Raw genomic sequence first — 22,726 nt, 5'->3', positions numbered from 1 at the left:
CGCGCCGAGGGCCTAGACGGGGACGGTCGCCGACAGGACCTCGGTGAAGACGGCGCGGATCTCGGTCAGCACCGTGTCCACATCGGACTCCGTCGTGCGCCATGACGTCACCGAGACGCGCATTGCCGCCTGGGTGTTCCACGTCGTGCCGCCGAACCAGCTCACGCCGCGCTCCTGCAGGCGCTCGATCACGCCCCTCGTGATGGTGTCGTCGCCGGCGAAGCGGACCAGGACCTGGTTCAGGGCCACCTCGTTGAGGACCTCCGCGCCCTCGATCGCGGCCAGGCCGGCGGCGAAGCGGCGGGCCAGGGCGCAGCCGCGCTCGATCTGGGCGGCGATCCCCGAGCGGCCCAGCGTGCGCAGGGCCGCCCACACCGGCAGGCTGCGCGCGCGCCGCGAGAAGTCCGGGACCCACTCGATCGGGTCGCGCTCGCCGGGCACCGGGTCGGGCAGGTAGTCGGCGCGGGCGTTGAGCATGGCCGCGCGGTGGTCCTCGGCGTTGCGGACGAAGACCAGGCCGCAGTCGTACGGCACGTTGAGCCACTTGTGCGCGTCCGACGCCCACGAGTCCGCGCGCTCGATGCCGGCCAGCAGCGGGCGCAGCGCCGGGCTCGCCGCCGCCCACAGGCCGAAGGCGCCGTCGACGTGGACCCAGGCGCCGTGCTCGTGGGCGATGTCGCAGATCTCGCCGACCGGGTCGATCGCGCCGCTGTTGACGTCGCCGACCTGGGTGCACACGATCGTCGGGCCGTCGCAGCGGGCGAGCTCGGCGCGCAGCAGGTCGGGGCGCATCCGGCCCTCGGCGTCGGTGCCGACCGGCTTCGTGCGGCCGATGCCGAGGCCCAGGTACCGCAGCGCCCGTTCGATCGTGAGGTGCCGCTGGGCCGACGCGACGATGTGCACCTCCGGCGCGCCCCGCAGGCCGTCGCGCTCCACGTCCCAGCCGACCGCGGCGAGCACGTGGTGGCGGGCCGTGGCCAGCGCGGTCAGGTGCGCCATCGCGCAGCCGGTGGGGAAGCCGACCGACGTGCCCGCCGGCAGGCCGAAGAGCTCGACGAGCCACTGCGCGGTCACGTACTCCGCGGTCGCCGTCGCCGGCCCCAGGTCGTACACGCCGCTGTTCTGGTCCCAGGCGCTCACCAGCCAGTCGGCGGCGACGGACACGGGCAGGGCGCCGCCGACGACGAAGCCGAAGTACCGCGGGCCGCCGCTGGCCACGACGCCGCCCGTGCGCGCGGCCTTCGCCAGCAGGCTGATGGTCTCGGTGGGTTCGCCGGGGCCCTCGGGCAGCGGGCCGCCGAGCAGCGGCTCCAGCTGCGCGGGCCCGGCGGTGGCGCCGACCGGCCGCGTGGCCAGCCCGGCGAGGTATTCGTTCGCGTATTCGGCGGCGAGTCCCAGCACCGCTTCGTCGGCGTGTGTCATGCGCTCATCATGCGATTCCCGGCTGATTTCCGGCTGACGTGAAATGCGTCAGGCGGTCGTCAGCCGGGGGTCAGGCGGGGGGTGCAAGATGGAGACATCGAACGGGAGCCGCAAGGCACCGGACGAGGGAAACAAGGAGAGGTGCCCGGAGCGGTTCATCGGGATCCGGTTTCGACTGGATGGGCACTGCCTGCGCAGGTTCGAATCCTGCCCTCTCCGCGAAAGCGAAGCGACACCCAGCGAGGAGAGGTTCCCGGAGCGGCCTACCGGGGACCGGGTGACTGGTCGGGCCCAATGGGCCCACGCAGGTTCGAATCCTGCCCTCTCCGCCATTGAAGGAAAGAGCGCCCGGGATGCGATCCCGGGCGCTTTTTCACGTCGGAAACGGTGGTCAGTTCAGAGTCAGGCCACGGTCAGCCGCCATTGCCAGACTCGGCGACGGAGCTGTTCCAACCGTTCGAAGGAGGCGTTCGCCCGATGCGTTCCCTGACCGTCGCCCGCGAGGAGTGCGAGCGCTTCCATCCGGGCCTGCTCGCCGCGCTCGAGGCGCTGCCGCTGGCGGAGCGGGAGGCCGACGGCAGCCCGGTGCTCGACATCTACCGGCGCCACCGCGGCCCCGGCCTGCTCGCGCCGGCCGACTTCGGCGGCGGCGCGGCCGGGCCGCTGGAGGCCGTGCGGGTCCAGCGCGCCGTGTCCGCCCTGTCGCCGTCGCTCGGCGTCGGCCTGGCCATGCACCACTTCACCGTCGCCATGCTGTTCTCGCTGGCCGAGTCGGCCGGCCGGCTCACCGACGCGCAGCTGAAGCTCATGTCCGGCATCGGCGCCGACGGGCTGCTGCTCGCGTCGGGCTGGGCGGAGGGCCGCACCGACCAGAACATCCTGCTGCCGTCGGTCGTGGCGACGCCCGTCGAGGGCGGCTACGAGGTCAACGGGGCCAAGAAGCCGTGCAGCCTCGCGCGCTCGATGGACGTGCTCACCGCGAGCGTGTCGGTCACCGACGAGCGGGGGCGCCCGGCCCTGGCCCTGCTGCTGATCCCGGCCTCGTCGGCGGGCATCAGCGTCCAGCCGTTCTGGAACAACCCGGTGCTGAAGGGCGCGCAGAGCCACGAGGTGCGCCTGGAGCGGGTACACGTGCCGGCCGAGCTCGTCATCGCCAGCACCCCCGAGGACGAGAGCCGCCTCGACGACCTGCAGACGGCGGGCTTCACGTGGTTCGAGCTGCTGGCCACCTCGACGTACGTCGGGGCCGCGTCGGCGATCGTCGCGCGGGTGCTCGAACGCGGCCGGGGCGGCGCCACCGACCGGCTCGCGCTCACCCTGCGCCTGGAGGCCGCGGTCGACCTCGTCGAGGGGGCCGCGCGGGCGCTGGAGGCCGGCCTGGCCGGCGAGGACGCCGTGGCGAAAGTGCTCGTCGCGCGGTACGCGAGCCAGGACCTGCTGGCCGCGGCGGTCACCGGCGCGGTCGAGCTGCTCGGCGGCATCGCGTTCCTGCGCGACGCCGACACCACCTACCTCGCCTCGACCATCGGGGCGCTGGCGTTCCACCCGCCGTCGCGCGGCAGCACCGCCGGCGCGCTCGACGACTACTTCAAGGGCGAGCCGCTGCGGCTGTCCTGACAGGAACGGAGACCCTCCACCATGGACCAGAAGAACCCGTTCGAATCGCCGGTCACGTTCAAGCTGCACCGCGCCGAGTACCTCCTTGGCTTCGGCCTGTCGATCGTGCTCATCCTGTGGCACATCACCGAGATCCGCTGGATCCCGTTCATCGCGCTGTTCGCCTGGATCGACCTGGTCGGCTACATCCCGGGCGCCATCGCGTTCCGGCGCAGCCCCGACCACCGCATCTCCAAGGTGTACTACGTGCTGTACAACTCGGCGCACAGCTTCGTCACCCAGACCGCCGTCATCGGCCTGTACCTGTGGCTGATCGGCCCCGAGTGGGCGCTGCTGGCGATCCCGTTCCACGTGTTCGGCGACCGCGGCCTGTTCGGCAACTTCCTCAAGCCCTTCGGGCTGCCGTTCGAGCCGATCCCGAGCCCGGCCTACGACCGGATCGTGGAGATGCTCCGGCGCACCCCCTCCGATGCGCGGCGCGTGCCCGCGGCCGTGGACCTGCCGCCCTCCCCGGCCCCGGTCGCGGCGTCGGCGCGCGCGGCGCGGTGACCAGCGCGGCGGTGGGCGAGGACGTCGACGTGCTGGCCCGCACGGCCCTGCGCCGCGTCGCGTCCGGCGTGACGGTGCTGACGGTCTGCGACGGCGACCTGTGGCACGGCACGACGGTCAGTGCGGTCGTGGCGATCTCCCGCGACCCGGTGGTGCTCGGCGTGTGCCTGCGCCGGCCCTCGGCCTTCACGGCGATGGCCGAGCGCAGCGGGGCCTTCTCGGTGAACGTCCTCAGCGACGCCCAGGCGCCGCTGGCCGCGCGCTTCGCCGACCCCGAGCGGCCGATGGGGCGCGCGCAGTTCGACGGCCTGAGCATCGCCCCCGACCCGGAGACCCGGGCGCCGCTCATCGGCGGCTGCCTCGCCCACCTCGCCTGCCGCGTGGCCGACCGGCACGCCATCGGCGACCACCACATGCTCGTCGCGCACGTCGTCGGCGGCCGCCACGACCACGCGGGCGAACCACTGCTCACCTTCGGTGGCCGACTCTTCAACGACAGAGGAGCAACGCAATGACCCAGACCGTACACCGCGAGCTGGAGGTCCCGGTCGAGGCCGACTTCGACCACGCGCCCGGCCTGCTCGACGGCGCGGCCAACCTCGAGCTCACCGTCGAGCAGTGCAACGTCGCGTACTGGTTCCGCGCGGTCGCGCAGGGCACGCTCAAGGGCCGCCCGAGCGGCCACACGGGCGAACAGCAGACACCGCAGTACATGCGCGAGCCCGGCCCCCTGCGCGAGGCCCTCAGCCTGGAGCTGTCGTACCGGGCGCTGGACGAGGAGGCGGCCACCCGCGTCCTGTCGCACTACGTCGCGGCCGCGCCCGGCGTCGCGGAGCTGGAGTTCTACAGCACCCAGCTCATCGACGAGGTCCGCCACCACCAGATCTTCCGCGACCACCTCCTGGACCTCGGCCACCCCGCCGAGGGGCTGATGGACCGGATCCGCGAGACCGGGAAGGTGTACCAGCGGGAGATCCTCGACCCCATCCAGCGCTTCGCCACCCAGATCGTGCGCGACGAGGGCGACTTCGTCGGCGCCGTGGTCGCCTTCGCCATCATCATCGAGGGCGTCCTGGCCGCCTCCACCGAGCTCAGCGAGCGCAAGTGGGGCGTCCTCGACCCGGTCGCCGGCGAGATCGCCCGCGGCGCGGCCATCGACGAGATCCGGCACCTGACGGTCGGCAGCTCGTACGTGCGCGAGCACCTCATCCGGCACCCCGACGAGCGGGGCCACGTGCTCGACGTGCTGCGCCGCGGCCGGGAGCTCTGGGAGACCCTGCACGACCGCGAGTTCGTCATGCACCGCGAGCGGCTGTTCCAGGAGGGCATTGAGCCGCACCGGTCGGCGCTGCAGGACTACGAGCTCTTCCCCGGCCGGCGGCTGATCGACACCACCCCGGAGTCGCGCTGGGAGCTGGCCGCCAGGTGGAACGACGAACTGGCCGACGCCCGCCTGGTGTACATGGGCATCCCCGAGGCCATCGACCTGTTGCGGGCCCAGGCGCCCCGCATCCTGTGAGACGGGAGCAGCCATGGACGGCACCACGCAACTGAAGCGCTCGCTGAGCGCCCCGAAGATCGTGTTCCTCGTCGTCGCGGCGGCCGCCCCGCTGACCGCCATGGTCGGCACGGTGCCGCTGGCGATGGGGATCGGCAACGGCGCCGGCGTCCCGGCCACCTTCGTCTTCGCCGGGCTCACGCTGCTGTGCTTCTCGGTCGGGTACGCCGCGATGAGCCACCACGTCGTGAGCACGGGCGGCTTCTACACCTACATCGGCCGCGGGCTCGGGCGCCCGGCGGCGGTCGGGGGCGGGCTCGTCGCGCTCATCGCCTACAACGCCGCGACCATCGGGCTCATCGGCGCCTTCGGGTACTTCACCAGCCTCGTCGCGGGCGAGCACGGGCTGCACCTGCCGTGGGAGGTGTGGGTCGGCGTCGCGGTGCTCGTGGTCGCCTTCCTGGGGTACCGCGAAATCGACATCAGCGCCCGGCTGCTCTCCGTGCTGATGGTCTGCGAGATCGCCATCCTCGCGATCCTCGACGTGGCGATCCTGGTGCACCGGGGGGCGCACGCGGCCCCGGCCGAGTCCTTCAGCGCCCACACGGTCTTCTCGCCCGGGCTCGGCGTCGCGCTCATGTTCGCGTTCATGTCGTTCATCGGCTTCGAGTCCGCGGCACTGTACGGCGAGGAGACGCCGAACCCGCGGCGCGCGGTGCCCATCGCCACGTACACCTCGGTCGTGCTCATCGCCGTGTACTACGCCGTCACGAGCTGGCTCGCGGTCGGCGGCATCGGCCCGGACCGCGTGACCGAGACGGCCAACGCGCAGCTCGGCGACCTGTTCTTCGGGCTCTCCGACGAGTACCTCAACGGCGCCGCCACCACCGTCATGCAGGTGCTCATGTGCACGAGCCTGTTCGCGGCCGTGCTGTCGCTGCACAGCGCCACCAACCGGTACACCTACGTCCTGGGCCGCGAGGGCGTGCTCCCGCGCTGGGTCGGCCGGGCGCACCCGACCCACGGGTCGCCGTCCCGCGCGAGCCTGGTGCAGACCGTGCTGACCGTCGTGGTGTGCGCGCTGTTCGCCGTCGCCGGCCTCGACCCGTACACCAACCTCGCCACGAGCATGCTCGGCCTCGGCACGCTCGGGATCGTGGTGCTGCAGGCCGCCGCGGCCGCGAGCGTGCTCGGGTTCTTCGCCCGCCGCGCCGACCGGCACTGGTGGCGCACCGGCCTCGCGCCGCTGCTCGGCCTGGCCGGGCTGCTGTACGCGGCCGTGCTGCTGGTGATGAAGTTCCCGCTCGTCACCGGCACCGACTCGGCGGTCGTCAACGCGCTGCCGTGGCTCATGGGCCTGGTCGCGCTGGCCGGGATCGGCTACGGCCTGTGGCTGCGGTCCGCCCGGCCGGCCCGGTACGCGGCGCTGGCCGCGGAGGAACCGGCGGCCGTCGAGCAGGCGACCCCAACGGTGGAGGAGGAGCCGGCTCATGCACGACGTGCGGCAACTGCTGACCGATGAGTCGGTCGTCGGCCTGAAGCGGCGCGGCTACGAGGTCGACACCGCCGGGCTCGGCGAGCTGGCCGAGCGGCGGCGGGAGCTGATCCGGTCGCGGGACGAGCTGCGGACCTCGCTGAAGCGCTCGAGCGGGTCCCGCGAGGAGGCCCGCGCGGGCCGCGGCGTGCTGCAGGAGCTCGAGGCCGAGATCAGGTCCGTCGAGACCGGCCTGCACGACCGGCTGCTGCGGGTGCCCAACGTGCCGGCCGAGGAGGCTCCCGACGGTACCGCCGCCGAAGAGCCGGTCGTGGTGCGCTCCTGGGACCCGCCCGGGCGCACCTGGCTCGGCCGCAAGGATCACGCCGAGCTCGGGGAGGAGCTGGGGATCCTCGATCCGGGCCGGGCCGCGAAGCTCTCGGGCGCGCGGTTCGCGGTCACCCGCGGCGCGGGCGCCCGGCTCGAGCGGGCCCTCGTCTCCTTCCTGCTCGACCGGCACGCCGGGGCGGGCTACGTCGAGCACGGGCTGCCGCACCTGGTCACGCCCGAGGTGATGACCGGCACCGGGCAGCTGCCCAAGTTCGCCGAGGACCTGTTCCACACCGCGGTCGCCGACCGGGAGCTGCTGCTCATCCCGACGGCCGAGGTACCGCTGGTGAACCTGTACCGCGGCGAGTCCCTCGACCCCGCCGCGCTGCCGATCGCGGTCACCGCCCGCACCCCCTGCTACCGCGCCGAGGCCGGCAGCTACGGGCGGGACACCCGCGGGCTCATCCGGGTGCACCAGTTCGAGAAGGTGGAGCTGGTGCGCCTCTGCCGCCCGCAGGACGCCGGCGCCGAGCTGGAGCGGCTCACCGCGCACGCGGCGGGCTGCCTGGAGGAGCTCGGGCTCGCGTACCGCGTGATCGACCTGCGCGCCGGGGACCTCGGCTTCACCGCCCGGCGCACGTTCGACCTCGAGGTGTGGCTGCCCGGGCAGGACGCGTACCGCGAGATCTCGTCCTGCTCCGACTGCGGCGACTTCCAGGCGCGGCGGGCCGGCATCCGGCTGCGCGGCGGTGGCTTCCCGCACACCCTCAACGGCTCGGCCCTGCCGATCGGGCGCACCCTCGCCGCGATCCTCGAGCAGTACCAGCGCCCCGACGGCTCCGTCGAGGTGCCCGCGGCCCTGGTGCCCTACTGCGGGCTGAACGAGATGTTTGCACGCGGCAGCAATCTTTAGGAGGATATGTACATGTCTGTACGGATCGGCACGATCACGATCGACACCAACGACATGGACCGCGCCAAGACGTTCTGGCTGAACGTCACCGGCTACGAGGTCTCCTCGTCGGACAACGACAACACCTACCTGCACGACCCGGCCAAGAGCGGCCCGGGTCTGGCGCTGCAGCGGGTGCCCGAGGCCGCCACCGGCAAGAACCGGCTGCACCTCGACCTCACCACCGCCGACCTGGCCGGTGAGGTGCGCCGCATCCAGGGCCTCGGCGCCAGCGAGGTGAAGAGCTACGCGGAGAGCGGCTGGGTGGTACTGGCCGACCCCGAGGGCAACCAGTTCTGCGTCTGCGCCGAATGACCCGTTGAGCCCGAGACCCGCCGGTGACCCCGGCGGGTCTGCGCCGTGGAAGGGAAGAAGTCGCATGAGTGTCGCCGTCGACCACCTGCGAAAGGCGGATCCGCGGCTGGGCCGGGCGATCAAGCGCCTCGGGCCGCTGGAGACGCCGCTGCGCGGCGCGCCGGACGTGTTCGCCATGCTCGCCGAGGCCATCGTGTTCCAGCAGCTCAGCGGCAAGGCGGCGGCGACCGTCTTCGGCCGCCTGGTCAAGCTCTGCCCCGGCCCCGACGGCTACCCCGGCATCGAGGCGGTCCTGGGCTCCTCCGACGAGGACCTGCGGGGGTGCGGGATGTCGCGGGCCAAGGTGCTCGCGCTGCGCGACCTGGCCGAGCGCGCGGACTCGGGCGAGCTGCCGACCCTCGACGACGTGTCCGCCATGGACGACGAGGCGATCGTGACCGCGCTGACGAAGGTGCGCGGGATCGGCCGCTGGTCGGCGGAGATGTTCCTGATCTTCCGGCTGGGCCGCCCCGACGTGCTGCCGGTGGGCGACCTGGGGGTGCGCAAGGGGGCGTCGCTGGTCTTCGGGACCGCGGAGCTGCCGTCCCCGGCCGAGCTCACGGACATGGCAGAGCCGTGGCGCCCGTACCGCACCATGGCCTGCCACTACCTGTGGCGCGCCGTCGAGGTCATGCGCTGACGCGGGGCTCAGCCGGCGCCACGTGCCAGACCTGGCGAGCGCGTGGACGGCCCGCCGGTGGCCGCCGTCGACGTACCCCGAGCCCAAGCGGTCGCCCGTCGGCCGTCGGCCGGCCTGGAGGAGCGGTTGTCGGCCGCGCGGGCCGCGGCCGACTCGGCGATCTCCAGCTTCTTCGTCTGGTGGCCGATGACGACCGTGGCGACGTCGCCGAGAATCTCCAGCAGCGGGAATGGGATCACGGCCGGTCGACCTTCCGGCGCTGGGGGCCGATGCCGGGGCTTTGCGCGTGCGCCACGAGCGAAGTGTCCGCCGGCCCGCCCGCCCCGCTATTGCCCGTTCCGGCCGCCGCCGTCACCCGGATCGGTGATCATCGACCATCCGATCCGCGCCGGATTCCGGCACCCGGATGCGGACCGGTATCGCGATCCGTACGCCGTTGCCCGTGCGGCGTACCGGTGGTTCACGGCGTTGCCGGCGACCAGCCCAGGCTGACGAGCCGCTGCTCCACGCTTGTCGCGATACCCCGCGACCTGGCCGCCCCATCGACATCGGACATGCGCTCGTCGACGTCCGCCCAGTAGCGCAGAGCGAGGACGACCAGGCTCCATTGTGCGCCGCTGAGGGACATCCGCGCCGTCTGCCCCGGGGCGGGCCACGTCGTGAAGCCCTCGAGGTCGTGCGGCCACCCCGCAATCTGGTCCCAGCCCGCGCGGCGCACGCTGAGACCGAGCCGGGCCACCTCGGGCCGTCGCGCGATGTCCGGGTCCGCCGCACCGTCCCCGCCGGGTTGCTCGACGGCCGACCAGACGTGGTTGTCCATGGTGCCGTCGATGAGCAGCCAGTCGCTGATCAGCATCTGGATCGAGTACCGCGCCGCTTCCGAGGGGGCCGTCATGCTCTGATCCTGACGCACGGCGATGCAGGCTCTGCATCCGACCGGCACGCGTGGCGCGGGGTTCGTAGGGGTCGGTCATGCTGAAGCATCGTCTACGTCTGATGGCCATCCTTGTGGGCCTGCTGACCGCGACCGCCGCGTGCGGGTCCGGCTCGGGGTCTGCGTCCGGTGGCGCCTCCGCCGCCCCGACCGGCCCGGGCGGAGTCCAGCGGGTCGGCCGGCGCCTACGTCGCCCCGGCCGACCTACTGGCACGACGTGGACCCACGGTCAGGATGGCCGGCCGGCCAGCAGCTCGTCCAGGTGACGCAGGGCCCGGTCGGCCTCCTCGCCCACGGCGACGTCGTCCGGCGCCGCGCCGCACGCGGCGAACATCTCGAACACCTTCTGCCCGGCGGCCTCGATCTCGTCCATGACAAACCCTCCTCTAGATGGCGTTGCACGCGCGGAAGATGTGCACCAGCGCCGGGATGGAGGCGCCGCGCTGGAAGCCGATGTACTCGCCGGTCATCAGCGTCGGGTTCCACTTGTGCTTGTACGCGTGCTGGGTCTGCGCCGGGTAGACCATCTCGCCGTGCTCCCACAGGTGCGACATGAACCAGTGGAACGCCTTGCTGTACCCCGGGAACTTCGGCTGGGTCTCGAGCTCGCAGAACGGCGTGAAGCCGAAGTGCAGCCACGGCACGCCCTCGGCGATGAAGGTGTCGATCGCCGTCTTGTTGATCGCCTCCATCACCCCGGGGGGAGCGTCGGGCTGGCGGCGCGTGAGATCGTGCAGCCAGCCGGGGTGCTCGCCGTAGACGGGGGAGTAGGTGATGTACCCCATGAGCCGGCCGTCGGTCTCCCCGATGAACACACGGCGCATCGGCTGGTACCGCCCGCCGTACTGCCCGACGAGGAACTCCAGCGGCTTCACGTTCTCGCCCTTGGTGCCCAGCCAGCCGCGGTCGAGCTCCAGCATGGCGTCGTGCCACTGCTCCAGCGGCACCTCGCGGACCACCATCCCGGTGCGCAGCGCCCGCGAGATCTTGTTGCGCAGCTGCATGAACGCGGTGCCGGCGAGCGTGAACCGAGACAGTTCGAGCGCGAACGAGCCGCCCATCTGGTTGACGGTGAAGCCCTCGGCCACGTAGTCGGGCGCGTCACCGTCCTGGACCTGCACCGCGACGATCTCCTTGCCCAGCTCCGCGGCGTGGCGCACGAACTCCTGCAGCAGCCGGCGGCGGGCCTCCAGCGGGGCGAACGGGCCGGCGAACTGCACCAGGTACCGGTCGAACTCGCGGTACACGACCACGCCGGGAACGCCTTCGGCGCGGAAGTACAGGTTGCCGTCGTTGAGCGCCAGGAAAGCGCTCGGATTGTTCGCCACCGGATAGCGCTGGATCGCGTCGAGGACGAGGTCGCTTTCTGTCAACACTTCAGTCATGGCAAAGCCCTTTTCCGATCAGCGGCGGTAAATGGCATCCGTTGACCAGTTATACACCTGCGGGCGGCCATTGCAAGGCGCGAAAATGGGTCAGCGCAGGGTCAGTGGCCCGTCAGGCCCCCGTGCCATGATTGAGGCAGCACAAGGGAGAGGTGCCCGGAGCGGCTAACGGGATCCGGTTTCGATCGGATGGGCACTGCCTGCGCAGGTTCGAATCCTGCCCTCTCCGCAAATGTATCGCGAAACGCCCGGCCGGATCCTGGCCGGGCGTTTTCGTGTTTCGGTCCGAATGGTCAGGACAAGGTCAGCAGAACGTCAGCCGCCCTTGCCAGACTCGTTCCGGGAATTGCATTCGCAGCAATGGAGTACGGGGAGGTCACGTGACCGGCATCGCGACGCCCACGCTCGAGGCCGGTCGCCTGGTCGACGAGGCCCGCCTCGCGGCCGGCGCCGAGCCCGGGGAGCCGCTGCGCTTCCTCGACGGCCTGGGCGTGCTCACCACCGCGCTGGAGGAGGAGGCCCGGCTGAGCGAGCGGGGCCGGGCCGGCACCCGCGCGGCCCTGCTCGGCGCCCTCGTCACCCAGCTGCGGGTGGCCCGCGCGGTAAAAAGCCGGCCGCCGGTCGCAAGGCCGCCGGCGGTGTTCATCACCGGCCTGCTGCGCACCGGCACCACGTTCCTGCACAACCTCCTCGCCCAGCACCCGGACCTGCGCGCGCCGCGGCTGTGGGAGCTGATGAGCGTCGCCGACCCGAGGCCGCCGCGGGAGCGCATCCGCGGGTGCGCGGCCTACGTCGAGGAGTACTACCGCGCCGCCCCGGACTTCCGGGCGATCCACCCGCTCGACCCGCAGCTGCCCGAGGAGTGCCACCGGCTCACCGCGAACAGCTTCCGCCACTTCATCTACGGGCTGCGCTACAACGTGCCGTCCTACATGGACTGGCTGGACCGGCAGCCGATGGCCGCGGCCTACCACTTCCACCAGCTGCAGCTGGACTGCCTGCTCAGCGCCGACCCCGAGCCCGCGGCCGCGGTCGTGCTCAAGTGCCCCTCGCACCTGTGGCACCTCGACGACCTGGACCGCGTGTACCCCGGCGCGACCGTGATCCGGCTGCACCGCGACCCCAAGGTGGCGATCGGCAGCGTGTGCAGCCTCACCGCCGCGGTGCGCGCCGCCCGCTCCGACGACGTGAGCCCGTCCGAGATCGGCGCGCACTGGCTGGACCGGGCCGCCCGCGCGCTCGAGGCCACCCACCCCGGCGGGGCGCCGATCGACGTCCGCTACGCCGATCTCGTCGCCGACCCCCTGCGCGTGGTCGCCGGCGTCTGCGAGCGCATCGGCGTGCCCGTCACCGCCGCGGCGCGGGACCGCATGACCCGTTACCTGGCCGCGGGGGCGGACAAGCCGGCGACGACCCACCGGTACCGGCTCGGCGACTTCGGCATCGACGGCGACCGCCTCGACCGCCGCCTGGCCGCCTACCGCGCCGCATTCGACGTCTGACGCCCACCCGATCCGATGGAGGCAGCGATGACCCAACCAGACGACAACCCGTACGCCCGTGCGAAGGCGATGGTCGACGCGGCCAACGAGGGCGCGGGGGAGAACCCGGTCCGCGTCGGCGTGATCACCCCGCTCTCGGCGCCCGGCGACGCGACCGCCGGCGAGCTCGTCGTGCGCGGTGCCTGCCTCGGCGTGGAGTACGTCCGCGAGCACGGCGGCACGCGCGACGGCCGCCAGATCGAGCTGGTGCTCTACGACGACCAGGCCACCGCCGCGACCGAGGGCATGGCCCGCTCGTCCGCGGCCCAGATGACCAAGCTCGCGCTCGTCGAGGAGGTCACCGCGGCCCTGGGCCAGTGGCACCTGCGCACCACGCCCTGGGTCGTCGACGTCGCCACGCGGTACGACGTGCCGATCTTCATCGAGAACGGGCACAGCACGGTCACGTCGGAGAAGCGGCGCAACGTCTTCCGGGCGTACTTCTCCATCGCCGACCGGGTGCCGGTGATGCTCGACTTCGCCGCGTCGCAGGGCATGCGCCGCATCGGGCTCATCGCGGCCGACACCGTCTTCGGCCAGCAGACCGCCGACACGCTCGAGCACTACGGCCGCACGAAGCACGGCATGGAGTTCCTGCGCTTCGACTTCCCGCAGGACGACACGAGCGACTTCACCGACGCGCTCAAGGCCATCCAGACCTTCGAGCCCGACCTGTTCGTCAACGGCGGCGTCATCAGGACCAACTACATGATCATCGATCAGGCGAAGGCGCTCGGCCTGCTGCCGGGCACGCCGATGATGGTCACCTTCGGCTTCCCGCTGCGCTCGGCCGACTTCTGGAACTTCACCGGCGACGCGGGCGTGGGCACCATGTGGCCGGCCATGCGCTACCGCCCGTCGTGGGAGGGCATCACGCCGATCGGGCGCTGGTTCATCGACCGCTACACCGAGCGGTACGGCACCTTCCCGCCCGACACCGCGCTGACCCACTTCACCGACGTCACAATCATCGCGGCGGCCCTGGACGCGGCGCGCTCCGACTCCCGCGAGGACCTCATCGACGCCCTCGAGGCGACCGAGTTCGACACCTGGCAGGGCCGGATCCGCTACGAGCGGGGCGCGGCCCACTGGCACCACGTGGCGCCCGAGCTGGCGCTGCTGCAGTACCAGAGCCGGGACCAGACCTTCGACGACTCGGCGATCATCCACCCGCCGGCGCTGGCCACCGCCGGATACCGGGCCCCGGCGGCGGGGTGAGGAGATGACCGCACCCACCGCGGCGACCGCGATCGTCGCCGGCCTGCGCGCACACGGCGCCGACCGGCTGTTCTGCGTGGCCGGGGAGAGCTACCTGCCGGTGCTCGACGCGCTGCACGACGAGCCCGGCATCGACGTCGTCACCTGCCGGCACGAGGGCTCGGCCGGGTTCGCCGCGCTCGCCGACGCCAAGCTCACCGGGCGGCCCGGCATCTGCGCGGTCAGCCGGGGGCCGGGCGCGGCCAACGCGGCGATCGCGGTGCACGCCGCGGCCGAGGACGGCGCGCCGCTGCTGCTGCTCGTCGGCGGGGTACCGCTGGCCCGTACCGAGCGGGAGCCGTTCCAGGGCCTGGACTGCGCCCGCTTCTTCGGCGGGTTCGCCAAGGCGGTGTGGACGCTGCACGATCCCGCCAACGCCGGCGAGCTCGTGGCGCGGGCCGTGCGCACGGCCACCGCGGGCACGCCCGGGCCGGTCGTGCTCGTGCTCCCCGAAGACGTGCTCGCGCAGCCGGTGGGCGAGCCGGCCCGGCTGGTGCCGGGCGCAGCCGGGCGGGTGCCGGCCCGGGCCGCGGTGCCGGTCGAGGTGCTCGCGGAGGTACGCCGGCTGTTGTGCCGGGCCGAGCGCCCGCTCATCATCGCCGGCGCCGCGGTGGACAGTGCCGAGGGGCGCACCCTGTTGCGGCGGGCCGCCGAGCGGCACGACATCCCGGTCGTCACCGCCAACAAGCGCCAGCACCTGCTGGCCAACCGGCACCCGCAGTACGCCGGACACCTCAGCAACTCCGTCCCGCGCTCCCAGCTCGACGCGCTCGCGCGGGCCGACCTGATCCTCGCGGTCGGCACGCGGCTGGACAACACGACCACCGCGGGCCGGCGGCTGCCCGGCCGCCAGCCGCTCGTGCACGTCCACCCGGACGCGCAGCGCATCGGCACCTACCACCCGGTGGCGGCCGGCTGCGCGGCCGACCCGGCCGGGTTCCTCGCGGAGCTGGCCGGGTGGGAGCGCACCGGCGACCCGCACGGCCGCGCGGCGTGGAGCGCCGAGCTGCACGGCATCGAGGCGGCGCAGGCGGTCTGGCACCCGGTCGCGGCCGGCGACGGGGTGGTCTTCGGCGCCGTCGTGGCCGCCCTCGACGAGCTGACCGGCGGCGACGCGACAGTCGTGGTCGACTCGGGGACGTTCACCGCCTGGGTGTACCGCCACCTGCGCTTCGGCGCACGCGGGCGGCTCGTCGGGATCTCGTCCAGCGCCATGGGTTTCGGCCCCGGCGCCGGCGTCGCGGCCGCGCTGCGCCCCAATGGCGGCCCGACCGTCGTGGTCGTCGGCGACGGCGGCCTCGTGATGAACCCGGGCGAGCTCGCCACCGCGTGCGAGCGGCAGCTCGACATCACCTACATCGTGGCCAACAACGCCAGCTACGGCACGATCCGCGTGCACCAGGAGCGGCACTACCCGGGCCGCACGATCGCCACGGACCTCGCCAACCCCGACTTCGCCGTGCTGGCCGAGTCGTTCGGGGCGCTGGGGCTCACCGCCGGGCACCCCGACGAGATCCGCGCGTACCTCGCCAAGGCGCTGCGCCACCCGGGCCCGGCGGTGCTCGAGGTGCGCACCAGCCTCGAGCACGTCTCGCCCTCCCGACGTCTGAACGGAACGCCCTCATGACCATGGAGTTCCACGAGTCGGTGCTCGACCTCATCGGCCACACCCCCCTCGTCCGGCTGCGCCGGGTCGCCGCGGGCCTCGCGCCCACGGTGCTGGCCAAGCTCGAGTCGTTCAACCCGGGCGGCTCGGCCAAGGACCGCATCGCGCTGCGGATGGTCGACGCCGCCGAGCGCGCCGGCCTGCTCCGCCCCGGCGGCACGATCGTCGAGCCGACGTCGGGCAACACCGGCGTCGGCCTGGCCCTCGTGGCCCAGCAGCGCGGCTACCGGTGCGTGTTCACCTGCCCCGACAAGGTCTCCCCGGACAAGATCGCGGTGCTGCGCGCATACGGCGCCGAGGTGGTCGTCTGCCCGTCCACGGTGCCGCCGGAGCACCCGGACTTCTACCGCAACACCGCCGCCCGGCTCGCGGCCGAGCGGCCCGGGGCGTACCGGCCCGACCAGTACGCCAACGCGGCCAACCCCGAGTCGCACTATCACAGCACCGGCCCGGAGATCTGGGCCCAGACCGCGGGGCGGGTCACCTGCTTCGTGGCGGGCGTCGGCACCGGGGGCACGATCTCGGGCACCGGCCGCTACCTCAAGGAGGTCTCCGGCGGCCGCGTCCGGGTCATCGGCGCGGACCCGGACGGCTCCGTCTACTCGGGACAGACGCTGCGGCCGTACCTCGTCGAGGGCGTCGGCCAGCCCAGCCTGCCCGGCTCCTTCGACCCGGGCGTGCCCGACGAGATCCTCGCCGTCCACGACCGCGAGGCCGTCGCCCTGACCCGGCGCCTGGCGCTGGAGGAGGGCATCCTCACCGGCGGCTCCGGCGGGATGGCGGTCGCCGCCGCGCTGGCCGCGGCCGGGCGCCTCGGCCCCGACGACGTCGTGGTCGTCATCGTGCCCGACTCCGGGCGCGGGTACCTCTCCAAGCTCTTCAACGACGAGTGGCTCGGCCGCAGCGGCTTCACCCGCGACGCGGCCGGGCCACACCTGGCCGACGTGCTCGCCGCCGGCCCCGGGCGCCCCGGCCCGGCCGAGCCCGGCGAGAGCGTCGGCGTGGTGCTCAAGACCATGGCCGACGCCGGCGTGCGCGAGCTGCTGGTGAGCCGGGCCCCGCACCCGGTCCGGGCGGCCGAGGTGCTCGGCACCGCCCGCGAGGCGAGCCTGGTGCGGCGGCTGGCCCGGGGCGAGGCCGACCTCGGCGACCCGGTCGGCGAGCATCTCGAGCCGCCGCTGCCCACCGCCGGGGCCGGACAGTCGCTCGACCGGGCCGTCGCGCTGCTCGACGGCGGCGACGACGCCCTCACCGTGCTGGACGCCGGGGTCGTGCTCGGCGTGGTCACGGCGCACGACATTGCCCAGCTGCTCCGCGATTCGATGGGGGTACGGCGGTCATGACCGAGATCATCACGTACGAGGACCCGCGCCGCGGCGTGCGCGGGTGGCTCGCGTACGACGGGACCGCGCGCCCCCTGGCCGCCGGCGGCTGCCGGCTGCTGCCCGGGCTGCGCGACACCGACCTCGCCGAGCTGGCCGCCCGCATGACGCTCAAGCAGCGGGTGCTCGGCGTCAACGTCGACGGCGCCAAGTGCGGGCTCGACCTCGACCCGCGCTCGCCGCACAAGGCCGAGATCCTGCGCGGCTTCCTGGCGTTCCTGCGCGGCGAGCTGGTCGAGCGCTTCAGCATGGGCTCCGACATGGGCACCGGCTGGAACGAGCTGCAGCGCATCGCCGGCACCGTGGGGCTGCCGTCGATCAAGTACGCCGTCCGCCGGGCCCAGGGCCTGACCGACCAGGCGTTCCACGAGCGGATGGAGCGGCTCGACGACCGGGTCGGGCTGATGACGCTCAGCGAGCGGCGGGCCGGGCACGCGCTGGGGCACGCGGTGCTCGGCGCCGCCCGGGCGACCGTCGCGGCCCGCGAGTTCACCTACGCGCTGCAGGGCTTCGGCAACCTCGGCCGGGCCGCGGCCTGCACCCTGCACGAGGAGGGGGCCCGGCTCGTGGCGGTCGCCGACGAGCACGGCACCATCGCCGACCCGGCCGGCCTCGACGTGCCCCGGATGCTCGCCGCCCCGGCCCGCACCCCGGTGCCCGAGCTGCCCGCGCCCGGCGTCCGCCGGCCCGCCCCGGCGGTGTTCACCGCCCCGGCCGACGTGCTCGTGCTCGCGGCCGCGGCCGACGCCATGGACGAGAAGGCGGTCGCCGAGGCGCGCTTCGGCGCGGTCGCCGTCGGGGCCAACTGCGGCCTGAGCGACTCGGCCGAGACCGGCCTGCACACCCGGGGCGTGTTCGTCGTGCCCGACTTCATCGGCGGGATCGGCGGCTCGGCGTCGATGGAGGCGCTCTTCGGCCCGCGCCAGGTCCCCACGGCGCGGGGGGTCCTGGACTCCCTCGCCGGCATCATGCACCGGCTCGTCGAGGACATCGCCGGGTCGGCCCGGCGGCTCGGCGTCACCCCGCGCGAGGCGGCCCTGCGGCTGGCCGCGGCCGCCGACACCGACCCCGCCGCGCCGCCGTACGGCACCTCCCGGTACACCCGATAGGAGAACGGTCACCCATGGACAAGCCCGAGTGCCGCCACGAGCGCGGCCACATCACCGACTCCCGCTTCTACGGCAACCGGTACGCCACCCCGGCGAGCCGCGAGATCTTCTGCGACGTATGCCGCCACCAGCGCTGGCTGGACATCGAGGCCGCGCTCGCCCTCGCCCAGGCCGAGCTCGGCATGATCCCGCCGGAGATGGCCGACCGGATCGCGCTGGCCGCCCGCATCGAGAACATCGACCTGGACGCCGTCGAGGAGGAGATCGAGCGCAGCGGGCACTCGCTGGTCGGGCTGCTGCGCGTCCTCGAGAAGGCGTGCGGGCCGCAGGCGGGGCAGTTCATCCACTACGGCGCCACCACCCAGGACATCCAGGACACCGGCCAGGTGCTGGAGATGCGCGACGTGCTCGACGTGCTGGAGCCGCAGCTCGCCGAGCTGCTCGCGGTCCTGGCGGTCCTGGCCGAGGACAACGCCGAGACGGTGGCGCTCGGGCGCACCCACGCGCAGCCCGCGCTGCCGATGAGCTTCGGGCTCAAGCTGGCCAGCTGGGTCGACGAGCTCGCACGCGACGCCGAGCGGCTGCGGCAGCTGCGCGAGCGGGTGCTCGTCGCGCAGCTCTTCGGCGGCTCGGGCACGATGGCGGCCTTCGGCGAGCACGGCCCGGAGCTGCTGGAGCGGTTCAGCGACCGGCTCGGCCTCGCCGCCCCGGCCGTCGGCTGGCACGTGGCCCGCGACCGGGTCGTCGAGTTCGTCAGCGGCCTGGCCATGCTCGCCGGCACCCTCGCCCGCATCGCCGACGAGATCCGGCTGCTGTCGCGGCCCGAGTTCGGCGAGGTGACCGAGGCCTGGCGGCCCGGCAAGGTCGGCAGCAGCACCATGCCACACAAGCGCAACCCCGAGCGCTGCGAGCAGGTCGTGGTCATGGCCCGGCTCGCCGCCGCGCAGGTCGGGGTGGCGCTGGGCGGGATGGTCGGCGACCACGAGCGCGACTCGCGGGCGCTGCGCGTGGAGTGGTCCTGCGTGCCCGACGCCGCGCACTACACGCTCTCGGCCGTCGCCATGGTGCTGGAGAGCGTCGCCGGGCTGACCGTCAACCACGAGCGGCTGCGGAGCAACGTCGACGCGGTCACCGACCACATCATGTCGGAGCGGCTGATGCTCGCCCTCGGCGCCCGGCTCGGCAAGCAGCACGCGCACGAGGTCGTCTACGACCTGACCCAGCGGGCCCAGCAGGAGCGGGTGCCGGTGCGCACGCTGCTGCCGAGCTCGCCCGACGTGCGCGCGGTGCTCGGGCCGGCCGACCTCGAGGCCATCTTCGACCCCGGCAGCTACCTGGGCGCCTCGGCGGCCCTCACCATGCGGGTGGTCGCCGAGGTGCGCAAGCGCCAGGCCGCGCAGGCTTGAGCCGCTCAGCCGCGGCCGAACAGGGCGCCCCCGTTGATCTGCAGGATCTGGCCGGTCACGAAGCCGGCCTCGGCGGAGGCCAGGTAGCGCACGGCGGCGGCCACCTCGGCCGGGGTGCCGCCGCGGCCCATCGGGGCCTGGGCGGCGCGGCCGGCGTCGAACTCCGGGCTCATCCGGGCGCCGTAGAACTCGGTGTCGGGGATGTACCCGGGGGCCACCACGTTGACCGTGACGCCCTCCGGGGCCAGGGCGGTCGCCAGCTCGGCCGACCACGGGTGCAGCGCCGCCTTGGACCCGCCGTAGGTGGCCGGGCCGCGGAAGGCCGCGACCGACGTGACGGTGACGATCCGGCCGCCCGGGCGGCGCAGAGCGGGCCGCAGGGCGGCGGTGAGCAGCACCGTGGGCAGCACGTTGCCCGCGACGTTGGCCTCCCAGTCGGCGCGGATGCGTTCGAGGGAGTCCGGCGGCGCGGGCGCGAAGTTGCCGCCGGCGTTGTTCACGATCACGTCGACCCGGCGGCCGCCGGCGGTGATCTCCGCGGCGACGGACCGGACCTGCTCGGGCTCGGTCAGGTCGGCGGTGTACGCGCGCACCCGCTCGGCCCCGGCCGAGGCGTTGATCTTCTCCGCCGCCTCGGCCAGCGGGCCGGGCCGGCGGCCGAGGACCGCGACCTCGTCGCCCGCATCGGCGAACGCGGCCGCGACCGCCCGCCCGATGCCCGTTCCTCCGCCCGAGACCACGACCAGACGTGACGCCACGAAAACCTCCGGGAGCTCGTATGGACAACGCCCGCAATGCTAGCCAGACATCCACGGCGGTGGATAAAAATCGACGCTACATCGGCGTGTACGCGGCCCTCGTCGCCCTCCCCGCCGCCGCGGCCGTGCTCTTCCTGCTGCGCGACGCCCGGGGCGACCCGGGCCCCGGCCACCCGGCGCCGGCCCAGGGCATCGTCTACCACCTGCTGATCGCCACCGTCACGGTCGTCGCGCTCGGGGCGCTCGGCAGCGCGCTCGCGGCCCGCCTCGGCCAGCCCCGCGTCGTCAGCGAGCTGCTCATCGGCATCGCGCTCGGCCCGTCGCTCTTCGGCGCGCTCGCCCCGGACGCGCAGCGCTGGTTCTTCCCGGCCGGCGTGGTGCCCTACCTCGACGCGCTGGCCCAGTTCGGCGTCGTGTTCTTCATGTTCCTCATCGGCGCGGAGCTGCGGCTGGACCTGCTCGGCCGGGCCGGCGCGCGCCCGCTCGTGGTCGGGCACGCCACCATCGTGCTGCCGTTCGCCGCCGGCCTCGGCGTCGCCGTCCTGCTGCGCGACACCTACGCGCCGCCGGGGATCAGCGGGGTGGCGTTCCTGCTGTTCATCGGGGTCGGCTTCGCCATCACCGCGTTCCCGGTGCTGGCCTGGATCCTGCGCGAGCGCGGCCTGCTCGGCACGCCGATCGGGGCCGAGGGCATCGCCGCGGCCGGCATCGGCGACGTGACCGCCTGGTGCGTGCTGGCGCTCGTCATCGCCGTCGTCCGGGGCACGTCGCTGGCCGGGGTCGCGGTGACGGCCGGGCTCGTGGCCGTCTTCGGCGCGGTGATGCTCTGGGGGGTACGGCCACTGCTGCGCCGCCTCGACGACCGCGTCCGGGCCCGGGGCGAAGTCGGGCGGCCCATCGCCGCGGCGATGATCTGCGTCGTGCTCCTCTCGGCGCTGGCGACCGAGCGGATCGGGGTGCACCCCATCTTCGGGGCCTTCCTGGCCGGCGTCGTCATGCCCCGCGGCTCCCGGCTCGTCGCCGAGCTGACCACGAAGATCGAGGGCGTGACCCTGTGGGTCATGCTGCCGCTGTTCTTCGTCACCGTCGGGCTGCACGTGCGGCTCATCGGCTTCACCGCCGCGATGTGGCTCACCGCGCTGCTGATCCTGGCGGTCGCGGTGGTGAGCAAGCTCGCCGGCACGGCGGGCACGGCCCGGGCCGTGGGCGCCTCGCCCCGTGACGCGCTCGCCCTGGGCGTGATGATGAACTGCCGCGGCCTCACCGAGCTGGTCGTGCTGAACCTGGGCCTGCAGCTCGGGGTGATCGGCCTTCCGCTGTTCGCGATGTTCGTGGTGATGGCGCTCGTCACCACGGCTATGACCCAGCCGCTGCTGCGCCTGCTCGGGCACGGCGCGCCCGCCGAGGAAAGGACCGCAGATGCCATCGCGTGACGAGGCGCACGTGCGCCGGCTCTCCCACCTGGACGCGCTGGAGGCCGAGAGCGTGTTCATCATGCGGGAGGTGGTCGCCGAGTTCGAGCGGCCGGTCCTGCTGTTCTCCGGCGGCAAGGACTCGGTCGTGATGCTGCACCTGGCGTCCAAGGCGTTCGCGGCCGCGCCGATCCCGGCGCCGGTCATGCACATCGACACCGGCCACAACTTCCCCGAGGTGCTCGCCTTCCGCGACCGGTGCGCGGCCGGGCTCAACGTGCAGCTGATCGTCGCGAGCGTCCAGGAGGCGATCGACTCCGGGAAGGTGGCCGAGTCGGCCGACGGGATGCGGAACCGGGTCCAGACGCCGGTGCTGCTCGACGCGGTGGAGAAGTACCGCTTCGACGCGCTGTTCGGCGGGGCGCGCCGGGACGAGGAGAAGGCGCGGGCGAAGGAGCGGGTGTTCAGCTTCCGCGACGACTTCGGGCAGTGGGACCCCCGCAACCAGCGGCCGGAGCTGTGGGCGCTGTTCAACGCCCGGATCGCGCCGGGGGAGTCGATCCGGGTGTTCCCGCTGTCGAACTGGACCGAGCTGGACGTCTGGCACTACATCGCCCGGGAGCGGATCGAGCTGCCGGGGATCTACTACGCGCACGAGCGGGAGGTGGTCGAACGCGACGGGATGCTGTACGCCGTCAACGAGTTCCTGCCGCTGCGGCCGGGGGAGACGTCCACCGTGGAGCGGGTCCGCTACCGCACGGTCGGGGACGCGTCCTGCACGGCCGCGGTGCGCAGCGACGCGGACACGATCGACAAGGTCATCGACGAGGTCGCGGCCACCCGCATCACCGAGCGCGGGGCGACCCGCGGCGACGACAAGGTGAGCGAGGCGGCCATGGAGGACCGTAAGCGGGAGGGGTACTTCTAGCCATGGATCTGTTGCGTTTCGCGACCGCGGGTTCGGTCGACGACGGCAAGTCGACGCTGATCGGGCGGCTGCTGTACGACTCGAAGGCGATCTTCGAGGACCAGCTGGAGGC

At 73.4% G+C, this 22,726-nt stretch carries 23 protein-coding genes and 3 tRNA genes; 20 read left to right on the top strand and 6 right to left on the bottom strand.

Going from position 1 to position 22,726, the window contains the following annotated elements; genetic code table 11:
* Nucleotides 1-12 precede the first annotated feature (12 nt).
* Nucleotides 13-1,422: an aminotransferase class V-fold PLP-dependent enzyme gene (locus AB0B76_RS18350; protein WP_360376142.1), complete on the bottom strand. Its 1,410-nt coding sequence runs from the start codon at nucleotides 1,420-1,422 to the stop codon at nucleotides 13-15.
* 135 nt (nucleotides 1,423-1,557) lie between these two features.
* Between AB0B76_RS18350 and AB0B76_RS18345 the strand changes: the two genes are divergently transcribed.
* The 10 genes from AB0B76_RS18345 to AB0B76_RS18300 all read left to right on the top strand — a co-directional run bounded on the left by AB0B76_RS18345 (nucleotide 1,558) and on the right by AB0B76_RS18300 (nucleotide 8,836).
* Nucleotides 1,558-1,641, top strand: a tRNA-OTHER gene (locus AB0B76_RS18345).
* A 24-nt stretch (nucleotides 1,642-1,665) separates the two neighbouring features.
* Nucleotides 1,666-1,754 (top strand) — tRNA-OTHER (locus AB0B76_RS18340).
* Between the two features lie 145 nt (nucleotides 1,755-1,899).
* A complete protein-coding gene (locus tag AB0B76_RS18335; RefSeq protein WP_360376139.1) occupies nucleotides 1,900-3,039 on the top strand; it encodes an acyl-CoA dehydrogenase family protein in 1,140 nt (379 codons plus the stop codon).
* Between the two features lie 21 nt (nucleotides 3,040-3,060).
* On the top strand, nucleotides 3,061-3,588 hold the full coding sequence (locus tag AB0B76_RS18330) for a hypothetical protein (RefSeq protein WP_360376136.1): 528 nt from the start codon (nucleotides 3,061-3,063) through the stop codon (nucleotides 3,586-3,588).
* 11 nt (nucleotides 3,589-3,599) lie between these two features.
* On the top strand, nucleotides 3,600-4,103 hold the full coding sequence (locus AB0B76_RS18325) for a flavin reductase family protein (RefSeq protein ID WP_360376133.1): 504 nt from the start codon (nucleotides 3,600-3,602) through the stop codon (nucleotides 4,101-4,103).
* A complete protein-coding gene (locus AB0B76_RS18320; protein ID WP_360376131.1) occupies nucleotides 4,100-5,107 on the top strand; it encodes a VlmB-like protein in 1,008 nt (335 codons plus the stop codon). Before AB0B76_RS18325 ends, AB0B76_RS18320 begins: the two co-directional genes overlap by 4 nt.
* A 13-nt stretch (nucleotides 5,108-5,120) precedes the next feature.
* Nucleotides 5,121-6,608, top strand: coding sequence for an APC family permease (locus AB0B76_RS18315; RefSeq protein WP_360376128.1), 1,488 nt, complete (start codon nucleotides 5,121-5,123; stop codon nucleotides 6,606-6,608).
* The gene (gene serS, locus AB0B76_RS18310) at nucleotides 6,577-7,803 is read left to right on the top strand and encodes a serine--tRNA ligase (protein WP_360376125.1); all 1,227 of its coding nucleotides are present in this window, start codon (nucleotides 6,577-6,579) and stop codon (nucleotides 7,801-7,803) included. Before AB0B76_RS18315 ends, serS begins: the two co-directional genes overlap by 32 nt.
* Before the next feature lie 12 nt (nucleotides 7,804-7,815).
* On the top strand, nucleotides 7,816-8,157 hold the full coding sequence (locus tag AB0B76_RS18305) for a VOC family protein (protein ID WP_360376122.1): 342 nt from the start codon (nucleotides 7,816-7,818) through the stop codon (nucleotides 8,155-8,157).
* A gap of 64 nt (nucleotides 8,158-8,221) precedes the next feature.
* Complete coding sequence (locus tag AB0B76_RS18300) at nucleotides 8,222-8,836, top strand: DNA-3-methyladenine glycosylase (protein WP_360376119.1); 615 nt, start codon at nucleotides 8,222-8,224, stop codon at nucleotides 8,834-8,836.
* A gap of 8 nt (nucleotides 8,837-8,844) precedes the next feature.
* Here the strand turns inward: AB0B76_RS18300 and AB0B76_RS18295 are convergent, their stop codons facing one another.
* The 4 genes from AB0B76_RS18295 to AB0B76_RS18280 form a co-directional block, all read right to left on the bottom strand.
* Nucleotides 8,845-9,075: a hypothetical protein gene (locus AB0B76_RS18295; RefSeq protein WP_360376116.1), complete on the bottom strand. Its 231-nt coding sequence runs from the start codon at nucleotides 9,073-9,075 to the stop codon at nucleotides 8,845-8,847.
* Between the two features lie 221 nt (nucleotides 9,076-9,296).
* A complete protein-coding gene (locus tag AB0B76_RS18290) occupies nucleotides 9,297-9,731 on the bottom strand; it encodes a hypothetical protein (protein WP_360376113.1) in 435 nt (144 codons plus the stop codon).
* Between the two features lie 268 nt (nucleotides 9,732-9,999).
* On the bottom strand, nucleotides 10,000-10,143 hold the full coding sequence (locus tag AB0B76_RS18285) for a hypothetical protein (RefSeq protein WP_360376110.1): 144 nt from the start codon (nucleotides 10,141-10,143) through the stop codon (nucleotides 10,000-10,002).
* A gap of 13 nt (nucleotides 10,144-10,156) precedes the next feature.
* Nucleotides 10,157-11,155 carry a DUF2156 domain-containing protein gene (locus AB0B76_RS18280; protein WP_360376107.1) on the bottom strand — a complete coding sequence of 333 codons (999 nt, stop codon included), beginning with the start codon at nucleotides 11,153-11,155 and terminating at the stop codon, nucleotides 10,157-10,159.
* A 146-nt stretch (nucleotides 11,156-11,301) separates the two neighbouring features.
* On the opposite strand from AB0B76_RS18280, the gene AB0B76_RS18275 reads away from it, so the two are divergent.
* From AB0B76_RS18275 to AB0B76_RS18245, 7 genes are all read left to right on the top strand, one after another.
* Nucleotides 11,302-11,384, top strand: a tRNA-OTHER gene (locus AB0B76_RS18275).
* Between the two features lie 190 nt (nucleotides 11,385-11,574).
* A complete protein-coding gene (locus AB0B76_RS18270) occupies nucleotides 11,575-12,657 on the top strand; it encodes a sulfotransferase (RefSeq protein ID WP_360376745.1) in 1,083 nt (360 codons plus the stop codon).
* Between the two features lie 27 nt (nucleotides 12,658-12,684).
* Nucleotides 12,685-13,914 carry an ABC transporter substrate-binding protein gene (locus AB0B76_RS18265; protein WP_360376104.1) on the top strand — a complete coding sequence of 410 codons (1,230 nt, stop codon included), beginning with the start codon at nucleotides 12,685-12,687 and terminating at the stop codon, nucleotides 13,912-13,914.
* A gap of 4 nt (nucleotides 13,915-13,918) precedes the next feature.
* A complete protein-coding gene (locus tag AB0B76_RS18260; protein WP_360376101.1) occupies nucleotides 13,919-15,580 on the top strand; it encodes a thiamine pyrophosphate-dependent enzyme in 1,662 nt (553 codons plus the stop codon).
* A gap of 2 nt (nucleotides 15,581-15,582) precedes the next feature.
* Complete coding sequence (locus AB0B76_RS18255; RefSeq protein ID WP_360376742.1) at nucleotides 15,583-16,962, top strand: pyridoxal-phosphate dependent enzyme; 1,380 nt, start codon at nucleotides 15,583-15,585, stop codon at nucleotides 16,960-16,962.
* Complete coding sequence (locus AB0B76_RS18250) at nucleotides 16,959-18,110, top strand: Glu/Leu/Phe/Val dehydrogenase dimerization domain-containing protein (RefSeq protein WP_360376098.1); 1,152 nt, start codon at nucleotides 16,959-16,961, stop codon at nucleotides 18,108-18,110. The genes AB0B76_RS18255 and AB0B76_RS18250 overlap by 4 nt, the downstream gene beginning before the upstream one ends.
* Nucleotides 18,111-18,124: 14 nt before the next feature.
* The gene (locus AB0B76_RS18245; RefSeq protein ID WP_360376096.1) at nucleotides 18,125-19,516 is read left to right on the top strand and encodes an adenylosuccinate lyase family protein; all 1,392 of its coding nucleotides are present in this window, start codon (nucleotides 18,125-18,127) and stop codon (nucleotides 19,514-19,516) included.
* Nucleotides 19,517-19,521: 5 nt separating this feature from the next.
* Here AB0B76_RS18245 and AB0B76_RS18240 read toward each other — a convergent pair whose 3' ends face one another.
* Nucleotides 19,522-20,274, bottom strand: coding sequence for an SDR family oxidoreductase (locus AB0B76_RS18240; RefSeq protein ID WP_360376094.1), 753 nt, complete (start codon nucleotides 20,272-20,274; stop codon nucleotides 19,522-19,524).
* 59 nt (nucleotides 20,275-20,333) lie between these two features.
* On the opposite strand from AB0B76_RS18240, the gene AB0B76_RS18235 reads away from it, so the two are divergent.
* The 3 genes from AB0B76_RS18235 to AB0B76_RS18225 form a co-directional block, all read left to right on the top strand.
* Nucleotides 20,334-21,707, top strand: a complete 1,374-nt coding sequence (locus AB0B76_RS18235; RefSeq protein WP_360376091.1) for a cation:proton antiporter — start codon at nucleotides 20,334-20,336, stop codon at nucleotides 21,705-21,707.
* Entirely contained in the window at nucleotides 21,694-22,614 is a 921-nt protein-coding gene (cysD, locus tag AB0B76_RS18230; protein WP_360376089.1) for a sulfate adenylyltransferase subunit CysD, read from the top strand. The genes AB0B76_RS18235 and cysD overlap by 14 nt, the downstream gene beginning before the upstream one ends.
* Nucleotides 22,615-22,616: 2 nt before the next feature.
* Nucleotides 22,617-22,726: GTP-binding protein (locus AB0B76_RS18225; protein WP_360376739.1), on the top strand; the 110-nt coding region annotated here is incomplete at its 3' end.

It is taken from the genome of Dactylosporangium sp. NPDC049140, from assembly GCF_040648435.1.
Note: the sequence above shows the minus strand (reverse complement) of the source record. Positions and strands in the feature narration are given on the sequence as shown.

What these genes read in the sequence shown, in the direction of transcription:
- AB0B76_RS18315 (WP_360376128.1), top strand. Translation starts at nt 5,121, where the DNA reads ATGGACGGCACCACGCAACTGAAGCGCTCGCTGAGCGCCCCGAAGATC.
- AB0B76_RS18320 (WP_360376131.1), top strand. Translation starts at nt 4,100, where the DNA reads ATGACCCAGACCGTACACCGCGAGCTGGAGGTCCCGGTCGAGGCCGAC.
- AB0B76_RS18255 (WP_360376742.1), top strand. Translation starts at nt 15,583, where the DNA reads ATGGAGTTCCACGAGTCGGTGCTCGACCTCATCGGCCACACCCCCCTC.
- AB0B76_RS18335 (WP_360376139.1), top strand. Translation starts at nt 1,900, where the DNA reads ATGCGTTCCCTGACCGTCGCCCGCGAGGAGTGCGAGCGCTTCCATCCG.
- AB0B76_RS18350 (WP_360376142.1), bottom strand. Translation starts at nt 1,422, where the DNA reads ATGACACACGCCGACGAAGCGGTGCTGGGACTCGCCGCCGAATACGCG.
- AB0B76_RS18330 (WP_360376136.1), top strand. Translation starts at nt 3,061, where the DNA reads ATGGACCAGAAGAACCCGTTCGAATCGCCGGTCACGTTCAAGCTGCAC.
- AB0B76_RS18300 (WP_360376119.1), top strand. Translation starts at nt 8,222, where the DNA reads ATGAGTGTCGCCGTCGACCACCTGCGAAAGGCGGATCCGCGGCTGGGC.
- AB0B76_RS18290 (WP_360376113.1), bottom strand. Translation starts at nt 9,731, where the DNA reads ATGACGGCCCCCTCGGAAGCGGCGCGGTACTCGATCCAGATGCTGATC.
- AB0B76_RS18260 (WP_360376101.1), top strand. Translation starts at nt 13,919, where the DNA reads ATGACCGCACCCACCGCGGCGACCGCGATCGTCGCCGGCCTGCGCGCA.
- AB0B76_RS18305 (WP_360376122.1), top strand. Translation starts at nt 7,816, where the DNA reads ATGTCTGTACGGATCGGCACGATCACGATCGACACCAACGACATGGAC.
- serS (WP_360376125.1), top strand. Translation starts at nt 6,577, where the DNA reads ATGCACGACGTGCGGCAACTGCTGACCGATGAGTCGGTCGTCGGCCTG.
- cysD (WP_360376089.1), top strand. Translation starts at nt 21,694, where the DNA reads ATGCCATCGCGTGACGAGGCGCACGTGCGCCGGCTCTCCCACCTGGAC.
- AB0B76_RS18250 (WP_360376098.1), top strand. Translation starts at nt 16,959, where the DNA reads ATGACCGAGATCATCACGTACGAGGACCCGCGCCGCGGCGTGCGCGGG.
- AB0B76_RS18245 (WP_360376096.1), top strand. Translation starts at nt 18,125, where the DNA reads ATGGACAAGCCCGAGTGCCGCCACGAGCGCGGCCACATCACCGACTCC.
- AB0B76_RS18280 (WP_360376107.1), bottom strand. Translation starts at nt 11,155, where the DNA reads ATGACTGAAGTGTTGACAGAAAGCGACCTCGTCCTCGACGCGATCCAG.
- AB0B76_RS18285 (WP_360376110.1), bottom strand. Translation starts at nt 10,143, where the DNA reads ATGGACGAGATCGAGGCCGCCGGGCAGAAGGTGTTCGAGATGTTCGCC.
- AB0B76_RS18265 (WP_360376104.1), top strand. Translation starts at nt 12,685, where the DNA reads ATGACCCAACCAGACGACAACCCGTACGCCCGTGCGAAGGCGATGGTC.